This window comes from Gordonia sp. WA4-43 (assembly GCF_020520305.1).
Taxonomy (GTDB): Bacteria; Actinomycetota; Actinomycetes; order Mycobacteriales; family Mycobacteriaceae; genus Gordonia; species Gordonia hongkongensis.
The window spans coordinates 393,656-418,460 of the sequence record NZ_CP084736.1 but is presented as its reverse complement, the minus strand read 5'-3'; the positions used below and the strand labels follow the sequence as shown (position 1 = coordinate 418,460).

The window sequence follows — 24,805 nt, the reverse complement described above, 5'->3', positions numbered from 1 at the left end:
AGATCTTATCGGGGAGAGCGGACAAGTCCGGTGATCAACACACCGGGCGGGCGGCGGGGTGTCAGTCGTTCTCGAGTTCGGCGAGGACCTCGTCGCTGATGTCGACGTTGCTGTAGACGTTCTGGACGTCGTCGGAGTCCTCGAGGGCGTCGATCAGCTTGAACACCTTGCGGGCGCCGTCGGCGTCCACCGCGACCTCGACCGACGCCCGGAAGCTGGCCTCGGCGGAGTCGTAGTCGATCCCGGCTTCCTGCAGCGCGCTGCGGACGGCGATGAGATCGCTTGGCTCGCTGACGATCTCGAAGGACTCGCCGAGATCGGTGACCTCTTCGGCGCCCGCGTCGAGCACGGCCATCAGGACGTCGTCCTCGGTCTGTCCGTTCTTCTCCAGCGTCACCACGCCCTTGCGGGTGAACAGGTAGGAGACCGAACCCGGGTCGGCCATGTTGCCACCGTTGCGCGTCATCGCGGTCCGGACCTCGCCGGCCGCACGGTTGCGGTTGTCGGTGAGGCATTCGATGAGCACGGCGACGCCGTTGGGCCCGTAGCCCTCGTACATGATGGTCTGCCAGTCCGCGCCGCCGGCCTCTTCACCACCGCCGCGCTTACGTGCGCGTTCGATGTTGTCGTTGGGGACCGAGGACTTCTTCGCCTTCTGGATCGCGTCGAACAGCGTGGGGTTACCCGCCGGGTCACCGCCGCCGGTCCGCGCCGCCACCTCGATGTTCTTGATGAGCTTGGCGAACATCTTGCCGCGCTTGGCGTCGATGGCCGCCTTCTTGTGCTTGGTGGTGGCCCATTTGGAGTGGCCGCTCATGTCCGTCGATTCCTTTCCCGGCGCCGGCACGTGCGGCGGGCCGTGGCCCGCATCCGGCGCACTCCTACCTGTATCCGGTCGCCCTGTTGGTGGTGCGCCCTGTTGGGTTGTTCCCGGCGTGCCGGGCTCGTGGTCTACCGCTGGTTCGGCACGATCTTACCGACGCACCATCTGCACGAAGTATTCATGTACGCGCCGGTCGCCGGTCACCTCCGGGTGGAACGACGTCGCGAGCACGTTCCCCTGACGCACCGCGACGATCCGCCCGGCCGCCGGGCCGTCGGGAACACGCGCCAGGACCTCGACCTCCGGGGCGACGGACTCGACCCACGGCGCCCGGATGAACACCGCGCGCATCGGCGCGGCGCCCTCGGCGTCGGTGATCCCGGTGAACTCCAGGTCGGTCTCGAAACTCTCCACCTGACGCCCGAATGCGTTGCGCCGCACCGTGACATCGAGGGCGTCCAGATGCCGTGCATCGGGCCGGGTGTCGAGGATGGTGGAGGCGAGCATGATCATGCCCGCGCACGACCCGTACGCCGGGAGGCCGTCGGACAGCTTGTCCACCAGCGGGTCGAACAGGTCGAAGATGCCGAGCAGTTTGCTCATCGTCGTCGATTCACCGCCGGGGATGACGATTCCGTCGATCTCGTCGAGTTCGGCCGGGCGTCGCACCGCCACGGCGTCGGCACCGGCCGCCTCCAGCGCGAAGACGTGCTCGCGCACATCGCCCTGCAGTGCCAGAACCCCGATGCGCGGCCGGTTGCCCTCGCTCACCGATTGGTCCGGGCGTGCTGGTCGTCGGGCATCACGCGGCCGGTGCGCGCCAGCCCCTCCTGGGTGACCGCCGCGACCAGGCGGCCCTGTCGATCGAAGATCCGTCCCTGGGTCAGCGCGCGACCACCGCCCGCCGACGGCGACGTCTGGTCGTAGAGGAGCCAGTCGTCGGCCCGGAAGGGGCGCATGAACCACATCGCGTGGTCGAGGGAGGCGACCTGCGGGTTGGACTCCGGATGGGGCACCCGCGAGGAGCCGAGCAAGGTCATGTCGCTCATGTAGGCGAGCGTGCCGACATGGAAGACGGTGTCGTCGGGCAGACGATGGCGGTAGCGGAACCAGACTCGTTGCTGCGCAGCGAAATACGACGAGGTGACCATCATCTCCGGGGGCACGATGCGCAGATCGAAGTTGCGCCACTCCTTGAACACCGCGCGCTCTTCCTCGGCCAGCTCGTCGAGGCGGTCGGTGAGCTCGTCCGGTTGCGGCGCCGGCGGCATCCGGTCCTGGTGCTCGTAGCCCTGGTCGGTCCGTACATGGAACGACGCAGACATGGTGAAGATCGCCTCACCGTTCTGGATGCCGGTCACCCGCCGGGTGACGAACGACCGTCCGTCGCGGATGCGGTCGACGAGAAACACCGCCGGACGATCCGGGTCACCGGGACGCAGGAAGTAACCGTGGAGGGAATGGACGTCGAACTCGTCGGACACCGTGCGGGTCGCCGACATCAGGGCCTGACCGGCGACCTGGCCGCCGAAGGTGCGCTGAAGGTGACTCGGGAACGCACCGCCGCGGTAGATGTCGGTCTCGATCTGTTCGACCTGGAGTATGTCCTCGATGGCTGCCACGCAGACCAGTATCGCGCACGGCGCCGGTGGGCACTCCCCTGCCCGCCGAAGCGCGGCCGGCGATCAGAGTTCGTCGAGGGTCATGATCCCGTCCTGGATGGCCCTGGCGACCAGCGATGCCTTCGTCGGGGCCGGACGGCCGATCTCGGCGTACTTGGCCCGGATCCGGGTGAGGTGGGTGTTCACCGTACCGAGCGAGATGTAGAGCTCCTGGGCCACAGCAGGTTTGGAGTCGACGAGCATCCAGGTGCGCAGGACCTCGACCTCGCGCGAGGTGAGATTCGGCTTGGCGCGGTCGGCCGTGGCCTCCGCGACCTCGGGGACCTCGGCGAGCGCGGGAACGGCGACCGCACGGTGCAGGTGGGGGTGTCCCGGACGATGGCCCAGGCCGAGCGGCTGACCCGCGCGCGGTGTCTGGATCTGGTGGCCGGGCAACGGCATCCGGCGAGCCGCCAGACGCGCCAGGGCTTCCTTCCGGCGGGCGATGGCCTCCGCGTCACGACGAGCGCTGACCGAGCGCAGGTGCTGGGGGGCCTGATGGGCGATCGCAGTCATGTGTGCTTCCTCTTCACTCATTCAACCGGTGGTCTTCCGGGTTCTCCCGGCGATGAGATGAAGATTATGGGCTGCGGCCCGGGTGGTCGATGGGGAGAACTCCCCTACCCGTGGGGAGAACTACCCACGGTGAAACCGCAGGTCAGCGGCGTGCAGACGCGGCGGCTGACTCAGTCGGCCGCGTTTCGGGCCGCCTCGGCGTCGATGAGGGGGAGATCTTCTCGCGTGACGATGCGTGACGACACCGCGTACTCCACCAGTTTGGTCCGGCGGTTGCTCGCGAGTTTCCCGCCCCCGCCGCGCATTCCGCTCACCCCGAGTTGATCGAGCTTGTCACAGACGTTGTCGAGCTTGCGATTGAACTTGGTCAGCGGCCAGCCCAGCCGGCGCGCCGCCTGCGCCGACGACGGGATGGCACTCGAGCCGGTCCCCTCACGCCGCAGGATCTCCTCGGCCAGCACGATGATCAGCAGCTTCTGACTCTCCGTGAGCGTCGGCACGCCCTGCGTCGTGTGCCCGCCGCTGTATTCCGGACGCGTCACCGACTTCACCTGCGGCGCGCGGGCGAATAGGCTCAGCTCGTAGGTCGTCGGCCCGGCGGTGAACACGATGGTCGTCTTACCGAAGACGAGCGGCATCCGCGCACCGGGGCCCAGGGTCGCCGAGAACCCGACGTCGCCCGCCGAGACGCTCGCCGACAGGTGCGTGCCGAGATTGGTGAGCCACCAGAGCCCGTTCTCGTTGTGTATCACCAAGAATCGGCGATGAAGGTACGGGTTGTCGTCGATGGACAGATCCGCTTCGCGGCCGATGAAGAACCGTCGGTCGGCGTCGAGCGCGATGCGCTCGCCGCAGTATTCGACGTAGGTCGCCCCGGCGTCCAGCGCGGCGCCGCCGGACTCTGCGGGGGATGTCTCGGCCCGGTCCTGACCCGTGGTCATCAGTCCTCCGATCAGCTCGGGTCGGGGGCCGGAGCAGCTCCGGCGGCCTCTCCCTGCGCCGAGTCGTCGAGCGCGGGCATCGTGAGAGTCGGCACCGATTCGTGGACACTCACAACGATGACGGTGACGTTGTCGTGCGCGCCGAGCGCCAGCGCGGCGTCGACGAGCCGCTCGGCCGCCTGCCGGGAGTCCTCCGCATTGCGCAGGATGTCACCGATCTCCTCGTCGGGCAGCTCCCCGGTCAGACCGTCGGTACACAGCAGCAGCACATCCCCCGGGAATGCCGGCGTACTCGAGTAGTCGGCGACCGGGTCGACCATGCCCGCGCCGAGCGCACGCGTGATCACGTTGCGGCGCGGATCGGTTCGGGCCTGCTCGGGCGTGAGGAATCCGGCGTCGATGAATTCCTGGACCTGCGAGTGGTCGGTGGTGAGCTGGTTGAGCGACCCGTTCTGGAAGCGATAGGTCCGCGAGTCGCCGATGTTGAGCACCAGCCAGTGCGGGCTCTGCTCGTGGGTGACGAGCACGATGCCGGTGGCGGTGGTACCCGCGCGTCGCTCGGTCTCGGTGTCGATCTCGCCGATGCGCCGCTGGGCGGCGAGCAACAGATCGTCGAGTTGCAGTTGGGTCGCCTTGAGTTCACCCGCGCTGGTGGCCTCCGACAAGGTGAGCAGTGCGGCCTCGCTGGCCAGTTCGCCGCTGTCGTGCCCGCCCATGCCGTCGGCGAGCAGGTACATCCCCGGCAGCGCGAGCGCCGCGTCCTCGTTCGTCTCCCGGACTCGCCCCACATTGCACGCGGCGGACCACTCGAGCCGCAATTCACCCACGATGTGTGTGCCCGAGACCGAAGCGTCTCGAACGATGGTCGCCGCATCCATGATCAGCAGATACTACCGCCGCGAAGCCCCTGACCCGCCACGCATGTCGACTGTTCGGTCTCCGGCGTGTTGAGACGGGGCGCCGCGGCGGCCGGCGGTCGGTCTGACCACCTACGATCCGGACGAAGCGGTCACCAGCCGCGCTCGGCGAGGCGGTGCGGCTGCGGGATGTCGTCGACGTTGATGCCGACCATCGCCTCGCCCAGGCCGCGCGAGACCTTCGCCAGCACGTCGGGATCGTCGTGGAATGTGGTCGCCTGCACGATCGCTGCGGCCCGCTGTGCCGGGTTGCCCGACTTGAAGATCCCCGAACCGACGAACACACCCTCGGCGCCGAGCTGCATCATCATCGCCGCATCGGCCGGGGTGGCGATCCCGCCGGCGGTGAACAGCGTGACCGGCAGCTTGCCGGCCTCGGCCACCTCGACCACGAGTTCGTAGGGAGCCTGCAACTCCTTTGCCGCGACGTACAGTTCGTCCTTCGGCAACGAGGTCAGACGCCGGATCTCGTCGCGGATCTTGCGCATGTGGGTCGTCGCGTTCGACACGTCGCCGGTGCCGGCCTCGCCCTTCGAGCGGATCATGGCCGCCCCCTCGGTGATCCGGCGCAGGGCCTCACCGAGATTGGTCGCACCGCACACGAACGGCACCGTGAAGGCCCACTTGTCGATGTGGTTGCTGTAGTCGGCCGGGGTCAGGACCTCGGATTCGTCGACGTAGTCCACGCCGAGGCCCTGCAGGATCTGCGCCTCGACGAAATGACCGATGCGGGCCTTGGCCATCACCGGGATCGAGACGGCGGCGATGATGCCGTCGATCATGTCGGGATCGCTCATCCGCGACACCCCGCCCTGGGCACGGATGTCGGCGGGCACCCGCTCCAGAGCCATGACGGCCACCGCGCCGGCATCCTCGGCGATCTTCGCCTGCTCGGGGGTCACGACGTCCATGATCACGCCGCCCTTGAGCATCTCTGCCATGCCGCGCTTGACCCGGGCCGTGCCCTGGCCGACCTCGGGAACGGTCGTGCCGTTGTGACTCACTGAAGATCTCCTCGTGTCGCAGTCCCGACCTGCCGCGTTCGCGGCGGCGGTATGCCCACCAGTCTAGGTGAGGGGCCGATGGCCCCCGACGAGGGATCAGTCCGCCTGGCCTGGGGTGACGCGCTCGATGATCTCGAAGTACTCCGGGGGTGCCGCGTGGCCGCCGAGCCGCAGCCACCGGACAGGCCGGCGTTGCGCGAGGGCCCTGGTGTCGCGAACGGCGTCGTTGTAGAACCGACGCGCCATCATCACCCGCGTCTCGGCGTCGGCGAGTTCGACGACGAGGGCCGCGGACCGACGATTCGGGTCGGTGCGCGCCAGTGCGGCCGACAGCGCGTTCTCGGCGTCCTCACGTGCCGACGGCGCGGCCCGCTCGGCGCGATCGGCCAGCGTGGCGAGCTCGCGCGCCTGAGCGGCGACGCCGTCGTCGACGGACGTGCGGGAGTTCGTGGCGCCGTCGCCGGCGATCATCTCCGCCGACACGGCACGCACGACCACCGCGCGCCGGTCGAGGTTCGATTCGAGCGCCTGGCGGGCGAGATCGACACGGACGTTGAGCCGGTCGAGTCGGTTGGCCGTGTGGTAGGCCCATCCCGCCACGAGCAGCACGGCCACCACGCCGAGAACGATCCAGGTGGCCATCAGTCCGACACCACGACCGGACCGGCTCCCACCGTGACGGTGTCGTAGACCCGGAGGATCTGGTCGGCCACCCGCGACCAGTCGTACTTGTCGGCCCGAATCCGTCCGGCGGCGACGAGATCGGCGCGCGCCTCCGGGTCGGCGAGGAGTTCGACGAGGCCGGCGGCGAGTTGATCGGGGGACCCCGTCTCGACGAGTCGCCCGGCCCGGCCGTCGTCGAGCACTCGCCGGAAGGCGTTCAGGGAGCTGGCGATCACCGCCGCCCCGGCCGCCATCGCCTCGACCAGGACGATGCCGAAGCTCTCGCCGCCGAGGTTGGGTGCGCAGTAGACGTCGGCGGAGGCCAGCGCCCGCGCCTTGGTCGCGTCGTCGACCTGTCCCAGGAACACCAGGTGTTCGGCGAGTGGACCCGCCCGCCGCCGCAGCGCCGCCTGGTTGCCGCCGCCGACGACCAGGATCCGCACGTACGGGAACCTCTCCACGACCGCGGGCAGCGCACGCATGAGCACGTCGATGCCCTTGCGCGGTTCGTCGAAACGGCCGAGGAACAGGATCGTGCCACCCGGGTGCGGATACCCCTCGAGGGGCTCGGCGTCGGCGAAGGACGCGACGTTGATGCCGTTCGGGATCTCGACGGCATCGGAGCCGAGTGACTCCATCTGCCAGCGACGCGCGAGCTCCGAGACGGCGATTTTGCCCGCGATCCGTTCGTGGTATGGCCGCAGGATCCCCTGGAACACGCTCAGCCACAACGATTTCGACGTAGCGGTGTGGAACGTTGTGACGATGGGGCCGGAGGCCACCATCAACGACAGCATCGAGATGCTCGGCGAATTCGGTTCGTGGACGTGCAGGACGTCGAAGCCGTTCTCGGCGACCCACCGGCGCAGTCGCAGGTATCCCTTGGGACTGAAATTCACCCGGGAGACCGAGCCGTTGTACGGGATCGCCAGCGCGGGCCCAGCCCGGACGACGTACTCCGGCAGTTCGGTGTCGCGGCCGGCCGGGGCGAGCACGCTGACCTCGTGGCCCCGGTCGAGGAAGACGTCGGCGAGTTCGGTGACGTGGGCCTGCACACCCCCGGGCACGTCGAACGAGTAAGGGCAGATCATTCCGATTCGCATGGCACTCCCCTGGTCGTCGTCATGTCGGCGTCCCGTCCTGCTCGACGCGACCGCGCTGACGGTCGGTCCAGTCGCTCTCCCAGAGCGGCTGCAGCATGTGCCAGTCCGCCGGATGCGCGGCGATGTTGACCGCGAAGGCGTCGGCGAGGGCCTGAGTGGCGGCTTCGATCCCACCGGAGACGTCGATCTGCTCCCCGCAGCACATCATCGAACGCGGCGCCTCCTCGAACCAATGATGGACGGGCATCAGCGCGGCACCGGTCTCCATCGCCAGCCGTGCGGACCCCGCCGGCATGCGGGTTCGTTCGCCGAAGAAGGTCACCGGCACCCCGTGCCGGGCGATGTCGCGTTCGCCGAGCAGGCACACGATGCCGCCGGCGCGGAGCCGGTCGGCCAGCTGCCCGATCGGGGGTTGCTCGCCGCCGCTCAACGGGAAGATCTCGAAGCCCAGTGATTCCCGGTAGGCGACGAACCGGTTGAACAGTGACTCCGGCTTCAGGCGTTCGGCGACCGTCGCGAACCTGCCGTAGTGGTGGACGAGCCAGACACCGGCCATGTCCCAGTTGCCGGTGTGCGGCAGAGCCAGGATGACGCCCTTACCCCTGGCCAGCGCGGCGTCCAGTCGGGCCCGGTCCTCGTCGGGGAGCGTGACGGTGGACGTGACGGTGGCACGATCCTGCGTCGGCAGGCGGAACGCCTCGCACCAGTACCGGGCGTAGGAGCGCATGGCGTCGGCGACGAGGTCGTCGGGCACCTGCGCGGGTTCCACGCCCAGGACACGGGCCAGGTTGCGGCGCAACTGGTCCGGGCCACCGCCACGACGACCCGCGTAGCTGCCGGCACGGTCGAACAGACCCCGCGCCGCCCGTTCCGGAGCCCAGCGGACGGCGGCCCAGCCGGCCCGGTACCCGAGATCAGCGGCCATCGCGCCGAGATCGGTCATCGCTGTCCCGCGGGCGGGGTCTGACCGTCCGAGCCGGACGAGGGTTCGGCATCGCCGTTCTCGGCTTCTGCGGGCTCGGTGTCTGCGGGTTCCGAGGCGATGGGGATGAGGTCCCGCGCACCCGGCGACTGCGCGATCGACCACATCCGCTGCCCGACGGTGATGACACTGGCGACCGCGAGGAACCACATCGCGACGTGGATGGCCCACCACAGGCCGAGACCCGTGAGACCGGCGCCGACGAGCACGATGATCAACCGGTCGGGCCGCTCGATGAGACCGCCGTCGCCGTACAGGCCGCTCGCCTCCGCGCGGGCCTTGGCATAGGAGATGACCTGGGAGGTCACCAGACAGATGAGGGTCGCGACGAGGAGCAGGTCGTGGGGTTCGGTGACCGCGCACCACCAGGCGAGGCCCGCGAAGATGGCGCCGTCGGCGACGCGGTCACAGGTCGCGTCGAGAACGGCGCCGAATCGCGTGCCACCGCCCCGGGCACGGGCCATCGCGCCGTCGAGCATGTCGAACATCACGAACAGCCAGATGACCAGCGTGCCCCAGAACAGCTCCCCCATCGGGAACAGCGTGAGGGCGGCTGCGACGCCGGCCAGCGTGCCGATCACCGTCACCGAGTCCGGCGTCAGCCCGGTCCGCAGGAGCGCGCGACCCATCGGGAGGGTCACCTTCGAGACCGATGCCCGACCCAGAATGCTCAGCATCGCCGAGTTCCTCCCCCATCTCGCGCCGCGTCGTGGCACAGCGCTTCCCGATCGCTCTCGTCTGACATCGCCTCACCTGATCGCACCGGCACCCGATCGCTCACAGCGGGGTCAGTCGTCCAGCCGTTGCCAGGCGGTGGCCAGCAGTCCGCGGGTGTCCCGGAGCAACTGCGGCATGACCTTCGTCTCGCCGACGATGGTGATGAAGTTCGCGTCGCCCATCCATCGCGGCACGATGTGCTGGTGGAGGTGCTCGGACAACGAACCGCCCGCCGCGTAGCCGAGATTCAGACCCACGTTGAACGCGTTGGGGTTCGACACCGCCTTGATCGTGCGGATCATCCGCTGCGTGAACGCCATCAGTTCCGCGGACTCCGCGGCGGTCAGATCCTCGAGGTCGGCGACCTGCCGGTACGGCACCACCATGGTGTGCCCCGGGTTGTAGGGGTACAGGTTCAACACCGCGTAGACGGTGTCACCACGCGCCACGATGAGACCGTCCTCATCGCTCATGGTCGGGATGTCGAGGAACGGGTGCCCCGTCTTCTCGGCCGGTTGCGGGTCGGCGATGTAGGTCATCCGGTGGGGACTCCACAGCCGTTGCAGGCGATCCGCCACACCGACACCCTCGTCGCGGATCTCGCCGGGCGCCTCACCGAACGCGGCGTCACTCATCGAGCGCTCCCGCCACCACGACCGTCTCCACCTCGCCGAGCGCGGCCTCGACCAACTCCTTGGTGGGCGACTCGTTGCGCCTGCTCCGGACCCACTCGACGATCACCGACACCGCATCGGCGACCGGCACGCCGTTGACCTGCGTGCCGTCGCGGAACCGGAAGCTCACCGCCCCGGCCTCGACGTCGCGTTCGCCGGCGAGCAGCATGAACGGCACCTTGCCGGTGGTGTGGTTGCGGATCTTCTTCTGCATGCGGTCGTCGGAGGCGTCGACCTCGGCGCGGACACCGGCGGCGAGAAGGTCGGCTACCACGTCGTACAGATGTCCCTCGAACGCCTCCGCGACCGGGATGCCGACCACCTGGACCGGTGCGAGCCACGCCGGGAACGCGCCCGCGTAGTGCTCGGTGAGCACGCCGAAGAACCGCTCGATGGAGCCGAACTTCGCCGAGTGGATCATCACCGGCTGCTGCTTGGTGCCGTCGGCGGCGGTGTACTCGAGGTCGAATGCGGCCGGCTGGTTGAAGTCGTACTGGATGGTCGACATCTGCCAGGTACGCCCGATCGCGTCCTTCGCCTGAACCGAGACCTTCGGTCCGTAGTAGGCGGCACCACCCGGGTCGGGCACGAGGTCGAGACCTGATTCGACGCACACCTCTTCGAGGATGGCGGTCGCGGCGGCCCACTGCTCCGCGGAACCGATGAACTTCGGCGAGTCGTCACGGGTGGACAGCTCGAGGTAGAACTCGTCGAGGCCGAAGTCGCGCAGCAACCCGAGGATGAAGTCGAGCAGATGCTTGATCTCGTCCTTGGCCTGTTCCGGCGTCACATAGCTGTGCGAATCGTCCTGGGCGAACCCGCGGACGCGGGTCAGACCGTGCACGACGCCCGACTTCTCGTAGCGGTAGACGTGACCGAACTCGAAGAGCCGCAGCGGCAGTTCACGGTACGACCGTCCGCGCGACCGGAAGATCAGATTGTGCATCGGGCAGTTCATTGCCTTGAGGTAGTAGTCCTGCCCCTGGCGGGTGATCTCCCCTGCCTCGTTGCGTTCCTCGTCGACGTGGATCGGCGGGAACATGCCGTCGGCGTAGTACGGCAGATGGCCCGACAGGTGGAACAGATGTTCCTTCGAGATGTGCGGGGTGCCGACGTACTGGAAGCCGTTCTCGATGTGCTTCGCGCGGACGTAGTCCTCCATCTCGCGCTTGATGATGCCGCCCTTCGGGTGGAAGACCGGGAGTCCCGAGCCGAGCTCGTCGGGGAAGCTGAACAGGTCGAGTTCGGCGCCGAGCTTGCGGTGATCGCGCTTCTCGGCCTCCGCGAGCATCTCCAGGTGTGCGTCCAGCGCCTCCGACGATTCCCACGCGGTGCCGTAGACGCGCTGCAGACCGGCGTTGGCCTGATCGCCGCGCCAGTACGCCGCCGAGCTGCGGGTCAGCTTGAAGGCCGCGATGTACTTGGTGGTCGGGACGTGCGGTCCGCGGCACAGGTCGCACCAGATGCGTTCTCCGGTGCGCGGATTGAGGTTGTCGTAGACCGACAGTTCCCCGCCGCCGACCTCCATCACCTCGGCGTCGTCGGCCGCGCCCTTGTCGTCGATGAGTTCGAGTTTGAACGGCTCGCCGGCCAGTTCGGCGCGGGCCTCGTCCTTCGACTCGTACACCCGCCGCGAGAACCGCTGACCCGACTTGATGATCTGCTTCATCTTCTTCTCGAGGGCGGTGATGTCCTCGGGGGTGAAGGGTTCGGCGACGTCGAAGTCGTAGTAGAAGCCGTCCTTGATCGGCGGGCCGATCCCGAGCTTGGCCTCGGGGAACAGCTCCTGGACCGCCTGCGCGAGAACGTGTGCGGTGGAGTGCCGGATCACGCTGCGGCCGGCCTCGGTGTTCGCGGCGACCGGTTCGACATCGGTGTCGGCGTCGGGTGCCCACGACAGGTCGCGGAGGTCCCCGCCCGCGTCACGGACGACGACGATGGCCTCCGGGCCCTTGTTGGGCAGCTCGGCCTCGCGCAGTGCGGTGCCCGCGGTCGTCCCAGCCGGCACACGGATCGTGGCGGGGCTGGTCACCTGGACGTCGTCGGGCACGGGGGCGCTCCTCGGGTTGGGGCGGACACGCGAAGACGCGTCCGGGTCGGACGTTTGCGACTCTGATGGTATCCGCGACGGGTCGTCGTGGAGTGCACCCCTACCTTGCGGCGTCGGAGATCAGCCGAAGATCGGACTCGCCAGCCAGCCGTAGTCGAGGCCGACCCACCCGGCGACGGTGTTGAGCGCGCCGAGAACCCACAGGGTGGCGATGACGATGGCACAGGTTGCGAGCCAGAAGACGGCCTGTACCGACCAGTGTTGCCGACCGATCCAGTCCATCCAGGCGTCGTATTTCGCCCGCGCGAACTTCAGCAACCGGTGCGCCCAGTCGAACTCGGACGCCAGGATGCCCAGTCCGAGGAACACGATGAGCCAGCCCGGGCCCGGGTACGGGATCGCGACGATTCCGCACAGCAGGACGATCGTGCCGATGGTCCCGACCGCGATGCGGTACATGCCGTGCCACTTCGGGTTGCTTCGCACGACGTAGCGACGATGGCGTGCGCGGATGCGCAGGCGATGCCGGAGAGACCCGCGGTCCGCGTCGGCCGACGTCCGCGCGCCGCTCGGTGTGGACGTCTCGTTCACTCCGGACTCGCTCGCCCCCGGTGTCGGCATCGTCTCCCACCTCGTTCATTCGGCCCGCTGCGCACTTCGGCCCGGTGTCCGTCTCAGCCTGGAAAGTGACGTCCAGGCTACGCGATGCAGGTGTGGGCCTCCGGCGTCGGCAGGGTGGTCGAGCGGCGCCGTCGCCTCCGCCGCGCGCCGTCGATCAGAGTCGCGGACACGGTGACCGCGAGAAGCAGCGGATAGCAGCCCGAGTACAGCACGACGAGCAGATCGCCCACGACGGAGTCGTCACCGTCTCGCGGCATCATGAAAAGCCCCAACGCCATTGCATGGTCGGAGGTCAGGTATGGCCCGCTGTCCCACCAGTGCCGCCACCAGGTGAACGTCAGCGCCGCCACGCCGGCCGGCGCGAGCCAATACCACCACGAGCGAGCCGTACTCCCCTGCCGCATCGCCAGATCCAGCGCGACGACGAACAGCGGCACGCACCAGACCCAGTGGTGTCCCCACGCGAAGGGTGAGACCGCACACATCGTCATCCCGACGATCGTGGCCGCGAGGACGTCGCGACCGTCGCGGTGGGCAACCACCGCGGCGAGCAGTCCGAGCGCGGCGACGACCAGCGCGAGCGGGAGCCACAGCCACGTCGGCGCGACGAAGACGGGCCCGCCGGGTGCGGGCTCGGCGAACCGCCCGATGTCGAAGTTGGACAGCATCTGTGACACGAATCCGCGCACCGACTGATTGGCCGGCGAGTCGGCCCGGCCGATGCGTTCGGTGTCCGTGAGGTGGCGGGTCCAGTAGGTCCACGAGTCGGCGGGGACGGCGAGGAATCCGATCATCACGGTCGCCGCGAACGTCGCCAGCGCCGTGGCTGCCGCGCGCCACTGGCGGGTCACCAACAGGTAGACGACGGCGAACAGCGGTGTCAGTTTGATCCCGGCCGCGATGCCGATGGCGACTCCGCGCCACCGCGAGGTCGTCGAGAGGAACACCAGGTCGACGAGGATCAGGGTCATCACCAGGAGGTTGACCTGTCCGAGCCAGATGGTGGTTCGGATGGGTTCGAGGGCGGTCGACGAGATCGCGAGCAAGGCGGCAAACATGATCAGGCGACCGTCCGGCCGGTAGCGCAGGCTCCGAAGGCACATCCCGATCACGCCGGTGAGCGCGGCGAAACCGATTGTCCACCAGACGATGTTGGCGACGGCCTCGGTGAGCAGAGCCAGCGGGACGAACACGACCGCGGCGAACGGCGGATAGGTGAAGTGCAGACGCCACAGGACGGGTGCGTCGTACAGCGGACCCGCGTCGAGCACGGTGGCCGCGCCCGCGCGATAGACGCGGGCATCAGTGGCGTTCTCGAAGAGCCCGTAGAACGGGTTGGTGATCGGGAACGCCGCGATGTGCCAGGCGACCACCCCGACCGCGACGACGGCCGCCACGACGATCGCCGCCGTCGAGATCCGTGCGGGCACAGGACGAGACGACTCCGGCAGATTGACGGCAGTCTTCGCGGCCACGCGGCGAGCGTACGCCCTGTCTGTGAGCTGCATCACGCGCAACGCCGTGGGGCGTGGTCGGTTGTTCGGTGGACAGCCGGATCGCGACAGTCCGTGCCGGACTACCGTTGACCTCGGTGGGTGACGAGATCACCTTGGGGACGACACCATGTCATCACTACGAGCAACCCTCGGAGTCGTACTGGTCATCGCGGCATCATCGACGCTGACCGTCGCATGCGTCGGGGAAGGCATCGAGCCGGTCGCGATGACGCGCGACACCTCGTCGAGCACCGCCGACGGTCCGGTTCCACCGATCCACATCGCACTCGAGACCCCGTCCGAGGTCGTGCGCCCGCGGCTCGACCCCTGGCCACTCCCCGACGACTCTGCGCTACGACCCGACCAGCGGCGAGTGGTCGACATACTCATCGATCTCTCGACCGGGAACGACGGTGAGGAGCTCGCCCAGCGGTCGACCTGCCGCGTTCTCGACGGCATCCAGTCACCGCCGGCCGACGCGCCGGCCTGGCAGGCGCGCATCGTCGCCACGGTGACGATGCGACACGGTTACGCGCTCCTCGCCGCGCCGCAGCGGCGGTCTGCGGACGCCGCGGTCGTCGTGCTGGCCCGGGCTCTCGACGACGTCGATGCGGTTGCGGGACAGCCATACCGGCCGGTGTTCGTTCAGGGGTGCGGTCCGTACTGACGCAGACCGGGGATGCCGAACAGACGAAACGCTGGTGCAGCGCCTACCACTGCCATCGCAAACCGGCGCTGTTTGACTGTCGGCACGTGGCGATGCCGTCGGTTTGGTACACCATCGCGCGAGCACCGAGCTTCGGGCAGGGTGTGCCGATTCGGACCTTGGTCGCACGGCTTACCGCGTAGCTGCGCCAGCTGGCGTTTTCGGCAGAGCAGTACAGCGTGCCGTCGGCAGAGTCCATCCCGTACTCGTGCTGATAACAGGGTCCACCTTCGCGCTGAACCGAAGACGGTGCCGCCGACGCCCCGCCGACACCCGCTATCAGTCCTCCGTTCAAAGCCATCGTGACGAGGATTCCGGTGATGAGTCGCTTCATCGTGCCTCCAAGCATGTGCCTGCGGCCGTGACCTCCCGATGACCCAACTGCCGCTGCCGCCGGATCGTAGCGCCGCGAGGCGAGGTGATCGGCGGTTCCGAGGCACTGTTCATCCGATCGACCGAACCCGGGTTCCGGCGAGACGAGCGGGTGAGATCGAACAAAAAAGCCCCGCCGATGTCGGCGGAGCTTGAGGGACTGCGGTGGTCCCGGCTGGGATCGAACCAGCGACCTTCCCGGTGTGAACGGGACGCTCTTCCACTGAGCCACGGGACCGTGGCGGGCGCCTTGAGTCAGTGCCGGGGGCGCCTGCGCACGAGCCAGAAGATTACACGGGTTGCGCAGAAGTCCCAAATCACCGCGGTGGGCCACGTCACAAACCCTCCTCCACGGCACGGAAGCGAATCACACGCTGGGGATTCACTCGCGGCCACGTCGCTGACCAGGCGATTTGGATAGTTCGGAAACCATCGCGTAAGTTTCTCTTCGCACCGCGAGCAGCACGATCCACAAGATCGCTCGTGGGCATGCGGATGTAGCGCAGCTGGTAGCGCATCACCTTGCCAAGGTGAGGGTCGCGGGTTCGAATCCCGTCATCCGCTCGGCGCGAGTCGACTCGCATCTGGTGGTGTGGCCGAGTGGTGAGGCAACGGCCTGCAAAGCCGTGTACACGGGTTCGATTCCCGTCGCCACCTCCACCCCTGGACAATTCCATACCCGCGCGATTAGCTCAGTGGGAGAGCGCTTCCCTGACACGGAAGAGGTCACAAGTTCAATCCTTGTATCGCGCACCATTGTTAGTGCAGGTCAGCCCCGGTTCGCCGGGGCTTTTCTGTTTTCGTGCAACACACGTGCAATTACGGTTGGCCACTCCCCCTATATAGAGAGGCACGCCGTGATCCCAGACCGCACCGCATGGATAGACCGCTGCTGCGCCGCGCTCGATCAACTGCACGCTGACGACATGGCGACTGAGCAGCTTGCCGCGCTGGCGGTGATGCTCGAGAACTTCAATGCTCTGCACCAGGCGACCGCGGCGCCGGTCCTGCGCCTGGTCTGAGACGTGAGGAAATTCCTCACTTACGACGTGCGGAAATTCCGCACTTTTCGACGTGGCAAAGTTTTCCACGTCAGATAGCGAACGACCCCGGGTTCTCCACCATGCCTAATGGAGACCGGGGTCGTTCTGTGTCCTGAGGTAGGTAACCCACCGAACCGCTCAGGACACGTCGAGTGACACCAACTCGACAGTTCGGGCGCCCACCTGATCGGTGCGGGCGATGACCGGACGAACACTGCCGTCAGGCAGCGTGACGACGTCGCCGACGTCGGGCAGGTTGGCGCCAGGCTGCACAAAGATCGTCGCCGACGAGACGGCCTCTTCGCCGTTGGCGGTCTGTATCGTCTTCACGCCGAACTGCACCCGCGCCGGCACCGTGACGAGGTCGCCGTAGACCGGGCCGAAGCTCGTCCGGCCGGACAGCGGGCGGTAGGTCAGCTGCTGCGGGAGCAGCCGGGTCGGGATCATCGTGCGCGCCGGCGGTAGCGGTTGAGGATTGCCAACTCGGCCAGCGTCCACCCCTCGACCACCTGACGCTGCACCTCGTAGTCGCCGATCTTCTCCGACCGGAGGTTCTCGGGGTTGGCGACCAACCGCGCCGTCGAGGTGAGGATGACGGTGTCGATGTCCGGCGCCGGCTGTTCACCGGAGAATCCGCGGCCGCGGGTGTAGGCCCAGACCTGAGCGGTGACAACCTGCTGCGCCTGCTGGGCGACGGTGACCAGGTCAGTGTCACCAGAGCGGCCGAGCAGGGCCAGGACGTCGTTGTTGTCGGTCACGGCGCCGCGGTCAGGACGGTGACCGCCTTCGGCTGCAACAGTGCCAGGTCGTAGCGGGCGACGACACGCAGTGCGACTTCGTCGGTGTCGAAGTAGCGGGAGCTGTCGACGGTGACCGACGGGCTCATGTCGCGGGCGATGGCGACCATGTTCATGTCGGCGAGTACGGCCTTGCCGGTGGGCACCTGGGCGGTGACGGTCACCGGCACACCGAACAGCACCTCTTGGCCGGCCTGGGTGAGGTCGGGTTGCAGGATGTAGCGGCCGTCGGCGTCTTTGACCTTGCGGATGGACAGGTAGTCGGCGGGGCTGAGGAACCAGCGGTTGGGCTTGACCTCGTTGGCGCGGGCGACGCCGATGCCGTCGAGCAGGCTGTCGGGCTCGTCGGCGTCGAGGGTGCCGGTGGCCACGCCGCTCTGATTGAGCAGACCGCGGATGGTGTTCGATGATCCGGTGCCGGTGAACAGGGCAACGTCGAGCGCCTTGGCGGTGTCAGTTACCAGGCGCTGCTTGAGGATTGCGTCGAGCGCCTGGGCCGACGAGCGGAGCACCTCGGAGGTGACGCGGCTGATGACCTTGAGGCTCTTGAGCGTCGAGGGAAGCATCGAGACTTCGTCGAGGCCGACCGAGCTTTCGGGGATCGCAGCACCTTCGGCGACGAATCCGACGGTCAGGCCGGAGGCGATACGCGGGATGCGGATCGGGCCGTTGGTGTCGATGACCTTCGGGCCGGAGGCGAGGAACACGCTCTCGGACTCGAGGGGTTGCACAAGTAGCTGCTGGATCTGGGTCTGTTGCAGCGTGGACAGGGTTGCGGTGGTCTGGGTGGCCATGCGGGGCTCCTACGTGAGTGTGAGATTCACGTCGAGCGCCCGGCTCGCAACGTCTAGACAGGCATCTGGCCTGCATCCATCATGACAGGATGCAGGCCAGATGACAACGATTGTCGATTAGTTGGCGATGACGTGACCGTCGGAGTCACGTGGCGCGTGCGCTGCGAGTGCTTGAAAGGCCTGGGCGAGGGCGAGTTTGATATCGGCGCGGTTGCCTGATTCGACGATTCCCTCAAGGATCGCCTTCTGTGCGTCGATGTACGCCTGTCCGAGTCCGCTGGTATCTGCCATGTGTGCCTCCTGTGGGTCAGGCTCGGCCTTGCATGATGCCGAGCAGGTCGACACCGGTGGTGGTGCCGGACTCACCCTGCCCTACCGCACCGACAATGCGGCGAGCCTTGAGGTGCGGTTTGGCCGAAAGCAACTGATCGATGGACGCGGTCAGCTTGTCGGGGTCCTCGAGGTGCTCGGCGTCGAACGGCATGTCGGTCGGGTCGGCGAGCTTGCCGGTGGCTCGGACGAGTTCGGTGTGCAGACGCTTGGCGAGGTCGTCGGCGGCCTTGGCGCGGTTGCGGTAGTCGGCGTTCTCTCTGCGGAGGTCTTCGACGTAGGCCCGCGGGAACGTGTCGGGCTCAGGTTCCGGCGTCTGTTCGTTCTCGGCTGGCTCGTCGGGTGCCGGTGTCTCGAGCGTCTCGGTCTCGGTCACGGTTGGCTCGTCGGGTTGCTGCTGCTCGTTTGGCTGCTGCGGATCGTTGGGCATCGGAGTTCTCCTTCTCGGTGGGTGTTGCCGGCGCCTGGGTGCAGGAACAGCCGGTGTGGTGCCACATGGGCGTTTCGATGGGTAGGACGGTGCCGGCCAGGTTGCGGCAGGCAGGACAGGCACCGGAGTTCGGTACGCGTTTCCAGAACTTGACCTCGTGGCGGTGTAGCCCGGAGGCGTAGCACTCGCGCGCGGTCTCGAGGGTGCGGCCGCGGGCGGCGGTCTCGAGCTTGGTCCGCGGGTCAGGATCGTCAAGCGCCTCCCGAATGAGGTTGTGTAGCAGCGATTTCGGCGGATTCGGTGCCGGGACGCCGACCGGTAGGGATACGGCGCCGAGTTGTGCGGTGAGGATGGCGGCCACGCCGACGTCGGCCAGGGTGGCCGCCCGGTGATCGTTGACCGTGAGGGCGGTGGTGGCCAGCTCGACGAACAGTTCGACGGTCAGCTCACCGGCCAGGAACCGGTCGTAGAGCGCCTGTACCGACTCGCTGGTGGACTGGGCCAGCGTGGCCACGCGATCGGCGTAGGCGTTCACCTCGGGGCCTCGGCGCCGGGTAGCAGGCTGGTCACGTCAGCTCCCGCGGAGTCCATCGCCTCGAGCCTTGTGGCGGTGCGGATTTCGACGACGTCGGTGTCGCTGTAGCCGAGTCGCTTGAGGGCGTAGGTCGCCGGCAGTAGACCGGCCTGATGCAGCTTGACGACGGCGTCGGCCTCTTGGGCGATAGACCGGGTGCTGGGGTCGGCCCACTGCACCGACGCCTCGACCTCGGCCGGGTTGATGCCCTCGCGCACCGCGACAATCAGCCGCGCCACCTGCTCCCAGCTCCGGCCGAACAGCGCCTGTTTGGCTTCGGCACGCGCGGTCAGCGCGGCTTCGGCGGCGCGCATGGCGTCAGCGCTGGCGGGGTTGGCCGAGGTGATGCCGACGTAGTGCGCCGGCAGAGCGCTGACGGCCATGATCTGCTCGAGCAGCACCTTGACGCTCGATTCGTAGGCGGCGATGCTGGCGGCCTCGAGCTGACCGAACTTGGCTTGCACCTCCTCAGCGATCATCATGCGGTTGTTCTCGGGGTAGGGATTGGTCTCTTCGACGACCGGGTCGCCGTCGTCGTCGAGCACCGGGTTGCCGTCGTCGTCGAGTACGGGTTCCTCGACGAGCTCGACGCCGGAGGCCCAGCGGCGCGGTCGTGCGTAGTACTCCGAGCCGACGAGCATGTCGGCCAGCGTCTTGTTGAGGGCGTCGACGAGCGGGATCAGGTCGGTGATCTCGGAGACCGGGTCGCCGAGGATGCGGTCGGTGTTGGCCAGCCGGACCACCGGCACCACGCCGAGCGGGTTGTCAAGCACCTCGACCGTCTCGAATCCTGCGGTCGTCGCGCCGACGTTGTTGGCCCTCAGCCGGGTGATGGTGTCGGCCTCGAAGATGGTTGCCTCGGTGGTGGTGTCGGTCGTCCAGCGTTTGCAGGCGGCGACAATCTGACGGGTGCCGGGGTCGACCTTGACCGACATCTGATGCGCCGACTCGATGGACACCTGCGGGCGCCCCTGAGCGTCGGCCCACACCACGACGTAGTTGGCGCCGAGCAGCAGCGCTTCGCGGTGGGCGACCGGGGCGAGCTGGTCGAGGTCGTTGCGCAGCCAGTCTCCCCAGACGTCAGCGCCGGTGAATCCGGTGACCCGCAACCGTTCGGCGATCGAGGTCACCGAGAGGCGGCAGAGGTTCGATGCGATGCGACCGAACCTGTCCCCCAACGCTTTACGCGCCTCGGGGGCGAGGAATGCCAGCGGTTGTTCGCCGACGTAGTAGCGGTCGAGGACCGCGTAGCGGGCGGCCGGATGGTCGATGCGTTGCAGTAGATCGGTGTGTAGGGCGTTGGTCACGTGAAGCTCCTTGCTCGTTTCTTCTTCTTGGAGGCGCGCCAGGTGGCACGCGAGTGCGCCATGACCGCGCACGCGGCCAGGTCGATCTTTCGGGCCTTCGCCGATCGGCTGGCCTTGCTCAGGCGGATGCCGCGGGCGTCCTCGGTGATGACCGCGGCGCCGATGTGCTCGGCGAGGGTGCGGTCGCCGGAGTGGCTCAGACGCTTGTTGAGGCAGGCGTTGTAGAGGTCACCGGTCGCCGCCGTCAGGCGCGCCGGCGAGTGCGGGAACTCGACCACCGGCAGCCGCTCAGCCTCGAGGGCTTGCAGGGTGCGGGTCCAGCGGAACGGGTCGGCGATGATCTCCACGACCTGCCAGTACCGACACGCCTTGCGTATCTCGTCTTCGACCTCGGCGATGGGTACCCGCCAGGTGGTGTCATCGCGGTCGGGCCGCTGCCACACCTTCACCTTGTCCATGTGCGGCTCGGTCGAGACCGTGGCCACCAACAGTGCGGTGGTGTCGTCGGAGAACGACCCGTCGAGCGCGAGCACTACCCGCGCACCCTTGGGTACCGGATGCCCGGTCGAGAGGTCTGCCCACACGCCAGCGGGCAGGAACGCGCCGTCGGTGTCGGAGGCGAACTGACACAGGCGCGCTCGGCGGAACGTCGCCTCGCGGGTCTTGGGCGGCAGTAGCGCGGTCAGCGCGTCGCGGTGCAGGAAGTCGTCGAGCGCCGGGTTGGCCAGCTCCCAGCAGTGCTCGCAGTCGACGGGGTGATCCTCGAAGCCTGCGGCCGAGTGCTCCCGCCATACCAGGCTCTTGTCGTCGGGGTGCTCGTCGGCGTAGTTGCGCAGATCGACCAACACCTGGTCGTTGGGGTCAGGACCGGGCGTGCCGATACAGACCAGCGTGGAACGTTCCCGCTTGCCCTGCGCCAGTGTCAGCACCTCGTAGCTGTCCCGGTTCGCGACGCCGGCCTCGTCGAGGATCGCCAGCGTGTAGTCCAAACCTTCCAGGCGTTTCGGCTCGGCAGGCAGGCAGTGGAAGTAGGAGTCGGTGGTCGGGTTGTACAGCCGCTCCTTGAACACCTGCACCCGGCCCGCGAGGTCGTCGTCGAGTTCCACCATGCGTCGGGCGATGCCGAACACGATGCCGGCCTGACGCTCGTCTACGGCGACGACGACCACCACGGCACCCTCACCGTCGGTGAAGAACCGATAGATCCCGTACGCGGCCAACAGGGTGCTCTTGCCCTGGCCGCGGGGCAGCATCCATCCCGCGGTGCGGGGCGTCTGCTCGGCGTCCTCCACAGACCCGATCAGCTCGCGTTGCCAGTCCCGCGGCCGCAACGCCTTGAGCGCGTTGGTGCCCTTCGGCACCTTGATGAAGCGCTCGCAGAACTTGACGAACCGTGCCGACCCAGTGACCCTCGGCGACCACGGCAGCGGAGTCGCGTCTACAGCGGCCTTCGGTCCGGCCTTCACGCGGCACCACCGCCCGCCGGGTACCCCCCGGGGGTGTGTAAGGGCCTTCGCGGCTCCCCCCCGCCGAGTCCCGTCCCCCCTCGCGGGGGCTGCCCCCCAGGCCGGGCGCGGCCCTTGCGGGCGTTGCAGCGGCGGCACAGGACGTCGATGTCTTGCAGCCTGATCGGCTTGCCGGCGTCGTGGCGGCGCCAGGCTTCCTCGGAGTGGTCGGCGGTGAGGTCGTCGCGGGTGCCACAGTCGGAGCACCACGGCTGCATCCGTCGGGCCTGGCGGCTGAGCTTGTCCCAGGCGGTGCCGTAGCCGCGGCTACGGGCGCTCGTCGTGGGCAGGTCGGTGCGGGTGACGCTGCGGTGCGCGGGTGCGCAGTCGTCGCAGCGCGTGGCGTCTGCGGGCTCACCGCACTCGATGCAAGGGCGCCTCACTGGTCGTCCTCGTCGTCGAGGTTGTCCCGGTCGAGGTCGGGTTCGGCCATCATGCGGAACCACTTGGGGATGTCTTCGGAGGCGACGCCAGCAGTCGGTGCGTGCAAGACAGCGAGTCCGATGGTGACCGAGACACCACCGAGCCACATTGCCGTCTGCTCTTCGATACTCAACGATCCGAGGTAGTTGCGCACGAGGTCGCTCTTGCCTTCGGCTCGAAGGGCACAGAGGTAGTAGTAGGCGTTCATGCCTTCGGTCACTTGCTCATCGGCGGTGGGCTTACTCATCGGTCCAACTCCTGGTGGTCTCGTAGTAGTGGGTCAGCAGGGCGTCGAGGTAGATGCGCTGACGCTCGGAGAGCCGGCCTTTGCGGGCGTGCTTCTCGAGCAGTTCGAGGCGGTTGGCCAGCGTCCTGGGATGGGTAGGCGGTTTGGGTTCGGTCATGGCTGTGACTCCCGCTGACACCGCGCGAGGTACGCGGCCTCGGACTCCGACTCGGTGATGTGGTCCAGGCGCTCGCGGGTCTCGGGCGCGAGGTCGGCACGCTCGTCGCGCAGATAGATGAGGGCGGTCAGCCCGTAGGGCAGGGCGCGGGTCTCGATCACGATGCACACCCCGCGTGGTGACCTGCCGCGACGTCAGGCGGGTAGGTCATCGAGAGGCCACAGGCGGAGCAACCCTCCGAGTTGTTCCAGATATGTAGAGCGGGGCGTATAGGCGACCCCTGTCCTTCCCTCTCTCTTTCAGTTGTCCTATGTGCCTGTACTGACTTTTCTGGGACAACTAGCGCTGTCGGGTCGATGTCCTCGGCGAGGTAGTAGCGCCAGAGCGTGCGCTGATCTCCCTGCGCTTCTTCGTCACAGGTGAGGACGCCGAGCATGTGCAACGCCTGTAGCTGTCGATCAACGGTGTTGCGCGGTTTGTCGATCCGCTTCCGCACCTCCGTTGTGCTCGACCCCGGGTGCGAGGCGATGTCATCGACGATCGCCAACCGCAGCGGCGGCATTGAGTCGCGGGCGCACCGAATCGCCAGGCGCAGTGCGTGGCCTCGGTCCATGCCTAGTGCCACACCGCCACGGACAATCTGCGCCAACTGTTTGGCGAATCGGGTTGGCATCTCAGGGGCATGGGCGTCGATGACGTCGCCGCGGTAGTCGAACTCGACGCCGGTACGGGCCAACGTCACGAGGTCTGCGGCTGAGAGAACACGCTCGGTCTCGTCGTCAGTCAGGGCGACGTCGCGCACGAGCTCGCGGCGGAGCAAGGCGCCGACGGCCGACGCGAGCTCTTCACGCATGGCCGCCTCGTGACCTGTATTACCTATGGCCCGTCGGCCGGCCTTCTGTCGACCTGTTCGGGAATCCATGCGCACGAGGACGAATCGATCGCCCATCGAGGCGATGGCGGAGTGGGCCTTGTCCCACGCTGTCGTCACCGCTCCGACGACGGTGATCCGGCCATGCCAGTCGAGGGTGCGGCCGCCGTCGGTTCCGACGTTGCGCGACCAGTGCCCGTCATAGACCTCCCGCAGCGCGGCGAGCACTTCGGCGCGAGCGTCCTTGTTCATCGACAGGACGCTGGTGACATCCTTGATGACGAGCACCCCGCGCGGCCCGAGCTTGCGCAGGAGTCCGCCGGTGGCGTCCTTGGCCTTGTCCTTGGCTGCGGTGGCAGACAGCAGGGCACCTGGCGAAGACACTGTCGAGGTGACGGTGGCACCCGCGCCGGCCAGCGCCTGGGCGGTCTCGGTCTTGGCGTTGCCCGAACCAGAGATGAGCAGCAGCCACAACGGATCACCGTCGAGACGCTCGACCGCGGCGGCGGCCAGGACTGCGTCGAGGGCGTCAAGGTCGTAGTCGTCGCCGAGCCACTCGGTGAAGGCGCTATGGACGTCGTCAAGGGTCGCGACTTCGAGTGGCAGCCCGTCTTCGTCGTCTTCGGTCGTTCCGTAGTAGTTGGGGATCTCGATCGTCATGCGATCACCCGCCTAGCCCACGGATTAGCCGCCAACCACCTGTTGTGTTCGGTCACCTGGCCCCAGTCGGTGCCCACGAAAACGTCGATGGCTGCGGCCTTGTAGCGTGCGGCCAGATCACGGTTCTCGGCGTCGAGCTGCTCGGCCAGGCGTTGCGGGAGCTGCGCCGTCTCGGTGACCCATGCGACGCCGGCGCGGACCACGGCCGCGAGCTTCGCCGGGTCGTAGTCGTCGAGCGCGGCCCATTCTGTCGAGCCCGCGGCGGGCACGTAGGGGAGGTCGTAAAAGTCGGCGGCCCATGCCTTTACGAGCGGAGCGTTGGGCAGACCGAACGACGGCCACACGCTAGACTGTGCGGTGTCGGCTTGCTTGGTGGCGACTGACTCGGAGAGGTCCTCGATTGGCGCGGGGGCCTCTTCTT

The 24,805-nt window shown here is 67.8% G+C and carries 31 protein-coding genes and 4 tRNA genes; 4 read left to right on the top strand and 31 right to left on the bottom strand.

From position 1 onward, the window contains the following. Window positions 1-61: 61 nt before the first annotated feature. The 15 genes from LEL84_RS02020 to LEL84_RS01950 form a co-directional block, all read right to left on the bottom strand. Window positions 62-817, bottom strand: coding sequence for a YebC/PmpR family DNA-binding transcriptional regulator (locus tag LEL84_RS02020; protein WP_058250268.1), 756 nt, complete (start codon window positions 815-817; stop codon window positions 62-64). A gap of 156 nt (window positions 818-973) precedes the next feature. Continuing rightward, a complete protein-coding gene (gene pdxT, locus LEL84_RS02015) occupies window positions 974-1,594 on the bottom strand; it encodes a pyridoxal 5'-phosphate synthase glutaminase subunit PdxT (protein ID WP_226513202.1) in 621 nt (206 codons plus the stop codon). Further along, window positions 1,591-2,445, bottom strand: a complete 855-nt coding sequence (locus LEL84_RS02010; RefSeq protein WP_226513201.1) for an acyl-CoA thioesterase — start codon at window positions 2,443-2,445, stop codon at window positions 1,591-1,593. Before LEL84_RS02010 ends, pdxT begins: the two co-directional genes overlap by 4 nt. Window positions 2,446-2,508: 63 nt before the next feature. Further along, window positions 2,509-3,000 (bottom strand): helix-turn-helix transcriptional regulator, encoded by a 492-nt coding sequence (locus LEL84_RS02005; protein WP_226513200.1) that lies wholly within the window; start codon window positions 2,998-3,000, stop codon window positions 2,509-2,511. 170 nt (window positions 3,001-3,170) lie between these two features. Next, a complete protein-coding gene (locus LEL84_RS02000) occupies window positions 3,171-3,941 on the bottom strand; it encodes an FHA domain-containing protein (RefSeq protein ID WP_226513199.1) in 771 nt (256 codons plus the stop codon). An 11-nt stretch (window positions 3,942-3,952) separates the two neighbouring features. Further along, on the bottom strand, window positions 3,953-4,819 hold the full coding sequence (locus tag LEL84_RS01995; RefSeq protein ID WP_058250263.1) for a PP2C family protein-serine/threonine phosphatase: 867 nt from the start codon (window positions 4,817-4,819) through the stop codon (window positions 3,953-3,955). 131 nt (window positions 4,820-4,950) lie between these two features. Then, window positions 4,951-5,862 carry a pyridoxal 5'-phosphate synthase lyase subunit PdxS gene (pdxS, locus tag LEL84_RS01990; RefSeq protein ID WP_226513198.1) on the bottom strand — a complete coding sequence of 304 codons (912 nt, stop codon included), beginning with the start codon at window positions 5,860-5,862 and terminating at the stop codon, window positions 4,951-4,953. A 96-nt stretch (window positions 5,863-5,958) separates the two neighbouring features. Next, the gene (locus tag LEL84_RS01985; RefSeq protein ID WP_226513197.1) at window positions 5,959-6,504 is read right to left on the bottom strand and encodes a LemA family protein; all 546 of its coding nucleotides are present in this window, start codon (window positions 6,502-6,504) and stop codon (window positions 5,959-5,961) included. Continuing rightward, window positions 6,504-7,628: a glycosyltransferase family 4 protein gene (locus LEL84_RS01980; RefSeq protein ID WP_226513196.1), complete on the bottom strand. Its 1,125-nt coding sequence runs from the start codon at window positions 7,626-7,628 to the stop codon at window positions 6,504-6,506. Before LEL84_RS01980 ends, LEL84_RS01985 begins: the two co-directional genes overlap by 1 nt. A gap of 19 nt (window positions 7,629-7,647) precedes the next feature. Next, window positions 7,648-8,571, bottom strand: a complete 924-nt coding sequence (locus LEL84_RS01975) for a phosphatidylinositol mannoside acyltransferase (protein WP_226513195.1) — start codon at window positions 8,569-8,571, stop codon at window positions 7,648-7,650. Then, complete coding sequence (gene pgsA / locus LEL84_RS01970; protein WP_068971774.1) at window positions 8,568-9,287, bottom strand: phosphatidylinositol phosphate synthase; 720 nt, start codon at window positions 9,285-9,287, stop codon at window positions 8,568-8,570. The genes LEL84_RS01975 and pgsA overlap by 4 nt, the downstream gene beginning before the upstream one ends. A 111-nt stretch (window positions 9,288-9,398) precedes the next feature. Then, window positions 9,399-9,962, bottom strand: a complete 564-nt coding sequence (locus LEL84_RS01965) for an HIT family protein (RefSeq protein ID WP_058250257.1) — start codon at window positions 9,960-9,962, stop codon at window positions 9,399-9,401. Then, entirely contained in the window at window positions 9,955-12,051 is a 2,097-nt protein-coding gene (gene thrS, locus LEL84_RS01960; RefSeq protein WP_226513194.1) for a threonine--tRNA ligase, read from the bottom strand. The genes LEL84_RS01965 and thrS overlap by 8 nt, the downstream gene beginning before the upstream one ends. Window positions 12,052-12,171: 120 nt before the next feature. Then, complete coding sequence (locus tag LEL84_RS01955) at window positions 12,172-12,672, bottom strand: TIGR02611 family protein (RefSeq protein WP_083207463.1); 501 nt, start codon at window positions 12,670-12,672, stop codon at window positions 12,172-12,174. Between the two features lie 77 nt (window positions 12,673-12,749). Continuing rightward, window positions 12,750-14,147: a glycosyltransferase 87 family protein gene (locus LEL84_RS01950; RefSeq protein WP_226513193.1), complete on the bottom strand. Its 1,398-nt coding sequence runs from the start codon at window positions 14,145-14,147 to the stop codon at window positions 12,750-12,752. 148 nt (window positions 14,148-14,295) lie between these two features. On the opposite strand from LEL84_RS01950, the gene LEL84_RS01945 reads away from it, so the two are divergent. Beyond that, complete coding sequence (locus LEL84_RS01945) at window positions 14,296-14,835, top strand: hypothetical protein (protein WP_226513192.1); 540 nt, start codon at window positions 14,296-14,298, stop codon at window positions 14,833-14,835. 43 nt (window positions 14,836-14,878) lie between these two features. Here the strand turns inward: LEL84_RS01945 and LEL84_RS01940 are convergent, their stop codons facing one another. After that, window positions 14,879-15,208: a hypothetical protein gene (locus LEL84_RS01940; RefSeq protein ID WP_226513191.1), complete on the bottom strand. Its 330-nt coding sequence runs from the start codon at window positions 15,206-15,208 to the stop codon at window positions 14,879-14,881. 204 nt (window positions 15,209-15,412) lie between these two features. After that, window positions 15,413-15,484, bottom strand: a tRNA-Val gene (locus LEL84_RS01935). A gap of 253 nt (window positions 15,485-15,737) precedes the next feature. Between LEL84_RS01935 and LEL84_RS01930 the strand changes: the two genes are divergently transcribed. From LEL84_RS01930 to LEL84_RS01920, 3 genes are all read left to right on the top strand, one after another. Then, a tRNA-Gly gene (locus LEL84_RS01930) sits at window positions 15,738-15,810 on the top strand. 22 nt (window positions 15,811-15,832) lie between these two features. After that, window positions 15,833-15,906, top strand: a tRNA-Cys gene (locus LEL84_RS01925). 21 nt (window positions 15,907-15,927) lie between these two features. After that, window positions 15,928-16,002 (top strand) — tRNA-Val (locus LEL84_RS01920). Window positions 16,003-16,427: 425 nt separating this feature from the next. Here the strand turns inward: LEL84_RS01920 and LEL84_RS01915 are convergent. The 14 genes from LEL84_RS01915 to LEL84_RS01850 form a co-directional block, all read right to left on the bottom strand. Continuing rightward, entirely contained in the window at window positions 16,428-16,736 is a 309-nt protein-coding gene (locus LEL84_RS01915) for a hypothetical protein (protein ID WP_226513190.1), read from the bottom strand. After that, complete coding sequence (locus LEL84_RS01910; protein WP_226513189.1) at window positions 16,733-17,047, bottom strand: hypothetical protein; 315 nt, start codon at window positions 17,045-17,047, stop codon at window positions 16,733-16,735. Before LEL84_RS01910 ends, LEL84_RS01915 begins: the two co-directional genes overlap by 4 nt. Then, a complete protein-coding gene (locus tag LEL84_RS01905; RefSeq protein ID WP_226513188.1) occupies window positions 17,044-17,880 on the bottom strand; it encodes a phage major capsid protein in 837 nt (278 codons plus the stop codon). The genes LEL84_RS01910 and LEL84_RS01905 overlap by 4 nt, the downstream gene beginning before the upstream one ends. 117 nt (window positions 17,881-17,997) lie before the next feature. Next, window positions 17,998-18,171 carry a hypothetical protein gene (locus LEL84_RS01900; protein WP_226513187.1) on the bottom strand — a complete coding sequence of 58 codons (174 nt, stop codon included), beginning with the start codon at window positions 18,169-18,171 and terminating at the stop codon, window positions 17,998-18,000. Window positions 18,172-18,187: 16 nt separating this feature from the next. Then, window positions 18,188-18,586 carry a hypothetical protein gene (locus tag LEL84_RS01895; protein ID WP_226513186.1) on the bottom strand — a complete coding sequence of 133 codons (399 nt, stop codon included), beginning with the start codon at window positions 18,584-18,586 and terminating at the stop codon, window positions 18,188-18,190. Then, window positions 18,513-19,175, bottom strand: coding sequence for a hypothetical protein (locus LEL84_RS01890; RefSeq protein ID WP_226513185.1), 663 nt, complete (start codon window positions 19,173-19,175; stop codon window positions 18,513-18,515). The genes LEL84_RS01895 and LEL84_RS01890 overlap by 74 nt, the downstream gene beginning before the upstream one ends. Further along, on the bottom strand, window positions 19,172-20,521 hold the full coding sequence (locus LEL84_RS01885; RefSeq protein ID WP_226513184.1) for a phage portal protein: 1,350 nt from the start codon (window positions 20,519-20,521) through the stop codon (window positions 19,172-19,174). Before LEL84_RS01885 ends, LEL84_RS01890 begins: the two co-directional genes overlap by 4 nt. After that, a complete protein-coding gene (locus LEL84_RS01880; protein WP_226513183.1) occupies window positions 20,518-21,987 on the bottom strand; it encodes a terminase large subunit domain-containing protein in 1,470 nt (489 codons plus the stop codon). The genes LEL84_RS01885 and LEL84_RS01880 overlap by 4 nt, the downstream gene beginning before the upstream one ends. After that, a complete protein-coding gene (locus tag LEL84_RS01875) occupies window positions 21,984-22,409 on the bottom strand; it encodes a hypothetical protein (RefSeq protein WP_226513182.1) in 426 nt (141 codons plus the stop codon). Before LEL84_RS01875 ends, LEL84_RS01880 begins: the two co-directional genes overlap by 4 nt. After that, window positions 22,406-22,696 (bottom strand): hypothetical protein, encoded by a 291-nt coding sequence (locus LEL84_RS01870; protein ID WP_226513181.1) that lies wholly within the window; start codon window positions 22,694-22,696, stop codon window positions 22,406-22,408. Before LEL84_RS01870 ends, LEL84_RS01875 begins: the two co-directional genes overlap by 4 nt. Further along, on the bottom strand, window positions 22,689-22,853 hold the full coding sequence (locus LEL84_RS01865) for a hypothetical protein (protein ID WP_226513180.1): 165 nt from the start codon (window positions 22,851-22,853) through the stop codon (window positions 22,689-22,691). Before LEL84_RS01865 ends, LEL84_RS01870 begins: the two co-directional genes overlap by 8 nt. Beyond that, entirely contained in the window at window positions 22,850-23,014 is a 165-nt protein-coding gene (locus LEL84_RS01860; RefSeq protein ID WP_226513179.1) for a hypothetical protein, read from the bottom strand. The genes LEL84_RS01865 and LEL84_RS01860 overlap by 4 nt, the downstream gene beginning before the upstream one ends. After that, window positions 23,011-24,384 carry a helix-turn-helix domain-containing protein gene (locus LEL84_RS01855; protein WP_226513178.1) on the bottom strand — a complete coding sequence of 458 codons (1,374 nt, stop codon included), beginning with the start codon at window positions 24,382-24,384 and terminating at the stop codon, window positions 23,011-23,013. The genes LEL84_RS01860 and LEL84_RS01855 overlap by 4 nt, the downstream gene beginning before the upstream one ends. Then, the gene (locus LEL84_RS01850) at window positions 24,381-24,728 is read right to left on the bottom strand and encodes a DUF2742 domain-containing protein (protein ID WP_226513177.1); all 348 of its coding nucleotides are present in this window, start codon (window positions 24,726-24,728) and stop codon (window positions 24,381-24,383) included. The genes LEL84_RS01855 and LEL84_RS01850 overlap by 4 nt, the downstream gene beginning before the upstream one ends. Between the last annotated feature and the right edge of the window lie 77 nt (window positions 24,729-24,805).

Coding starts and splice junctions, on each gene's coding strand:
- LEL84_RS01940 (WP_226513191.1), bottom strand. CDS start 15,208: ATGAAGCGACTCATCACCGGAATCCTCGTCACGATGGCTTTGAACGGA.
- LEL84_RS01980 (WP_226513196.1), bottom strand. CDS start 7,628: ATGCGAATCGGAATGATCTGCCCTTACTCGTTCGACGTGCCCGGGGGT.
- LEL84_RS01985 (WP_226513197.1), bottom strand. CDS start 6,504: ATGGCCACCTGGATCGTTCTCGGCGTGGTGGCCGTGCTGCTCGTGGCG.
- LEL84_RS01915 (WP_226513190.1), bottom strand. CDS start 16,736: ATGATCCCGACCCGGCTGCTCCCGCAGCAGCTGACCTACCGCCCGCTG.
- LEL84_RS01855 (WP_226513178.1), bottom strand. CDS start 24,384: ATGACGATCGAGATCCCCAACTACTACGGAACGACCGAAGACGACGAA.
- pgsA (WP_068971774.1), bottom strand. CDS start 9,287: ATGCTGAGCATTCTGGGTCGGGCATCGGTCTCGAAGGTGACCCTCCCG.
- LEL84_RS01905 (WP_226513188.1), bottom strand. CDS start 17,880: ATGGCCACCCAGACCACCGCAACCCTGTCCACGCTGCAACAGACCCAG.
- LEL84_RS01870 (WP_226513181.1), bottom strand. CDS start 22,696: ATGAGTAAGCCCACCGCCGATGAGCAAGTGACCGAAGGCATGAACGCC.
- LEL84_RS02000 (WP_226513199.1), bottom strand. CDS start 3,941: ATGACCACGGGTCAGGACCGGGCCGAGACATCCCCCGCAGAGTCCGGC.
- LEL84_RS01955 (WP_083207463.1), bottom strand. CDS start 12,672: ATGCCGACACCGGGGGCGAGCGAGTCCGGAGTGAACGAGACGTCCACA.
- LEL84_RS01945 (WP_226513192.1), top strand. CDS start 14,296: ATGTCATCACTACGAGCAACCCTCGGAGTCGTACTGGTCATCGCGGCA.
- LEL84_RS02005 (WP_226513200.1), bottom strand. CDS start 3,000: ATGACTGCGATCGCCCATCAGGCCCCCCAGCACCTGCGCTCGGTCAGC.
- LEL84_RS01865 (WP_226513180.1), bottom strand. CDS start 22,853: ATGACCGAACCCAAACCGCCTACCCATCCCAGGACGCTGGCCAACCGC.
- LEL84_RS02020 (WP_058250268.1), bottom strand. CDS start 817: ATGAGCGGCCACTCCAAATGGGCCACCACCAAGCACAAGAAGGCGGCC.
- LEL84_RS01900 (WP_226513187.1), bottom strand. CDS start 18,171: ATGGCAGATACCAGCGGACTCGGACAGGCGTACATCGACGCACAGAAG.
- LEL84_RS01975 (WP_226513195.1), bottom strand. CDS start 8,571: ATGACCGATCTCGGCGCGATGGCCGCTGATCTCGGGTACCGGGCCGGC.
- LEL84_RS01965 (WP_058250257.1), bottom strand. CDS start 9,962: ATGAGTGACGCCGCGTTCGGTGAGGCGCCCGGCGAGATCCGCGACGAG.
- LEL84_RS01995 (WP_058250263.1), bottom strand. CDS start 4,819: ATGGATGCGGCGACCATCGTTCGAGACGCTTCGGTCTCGGGCACACAC.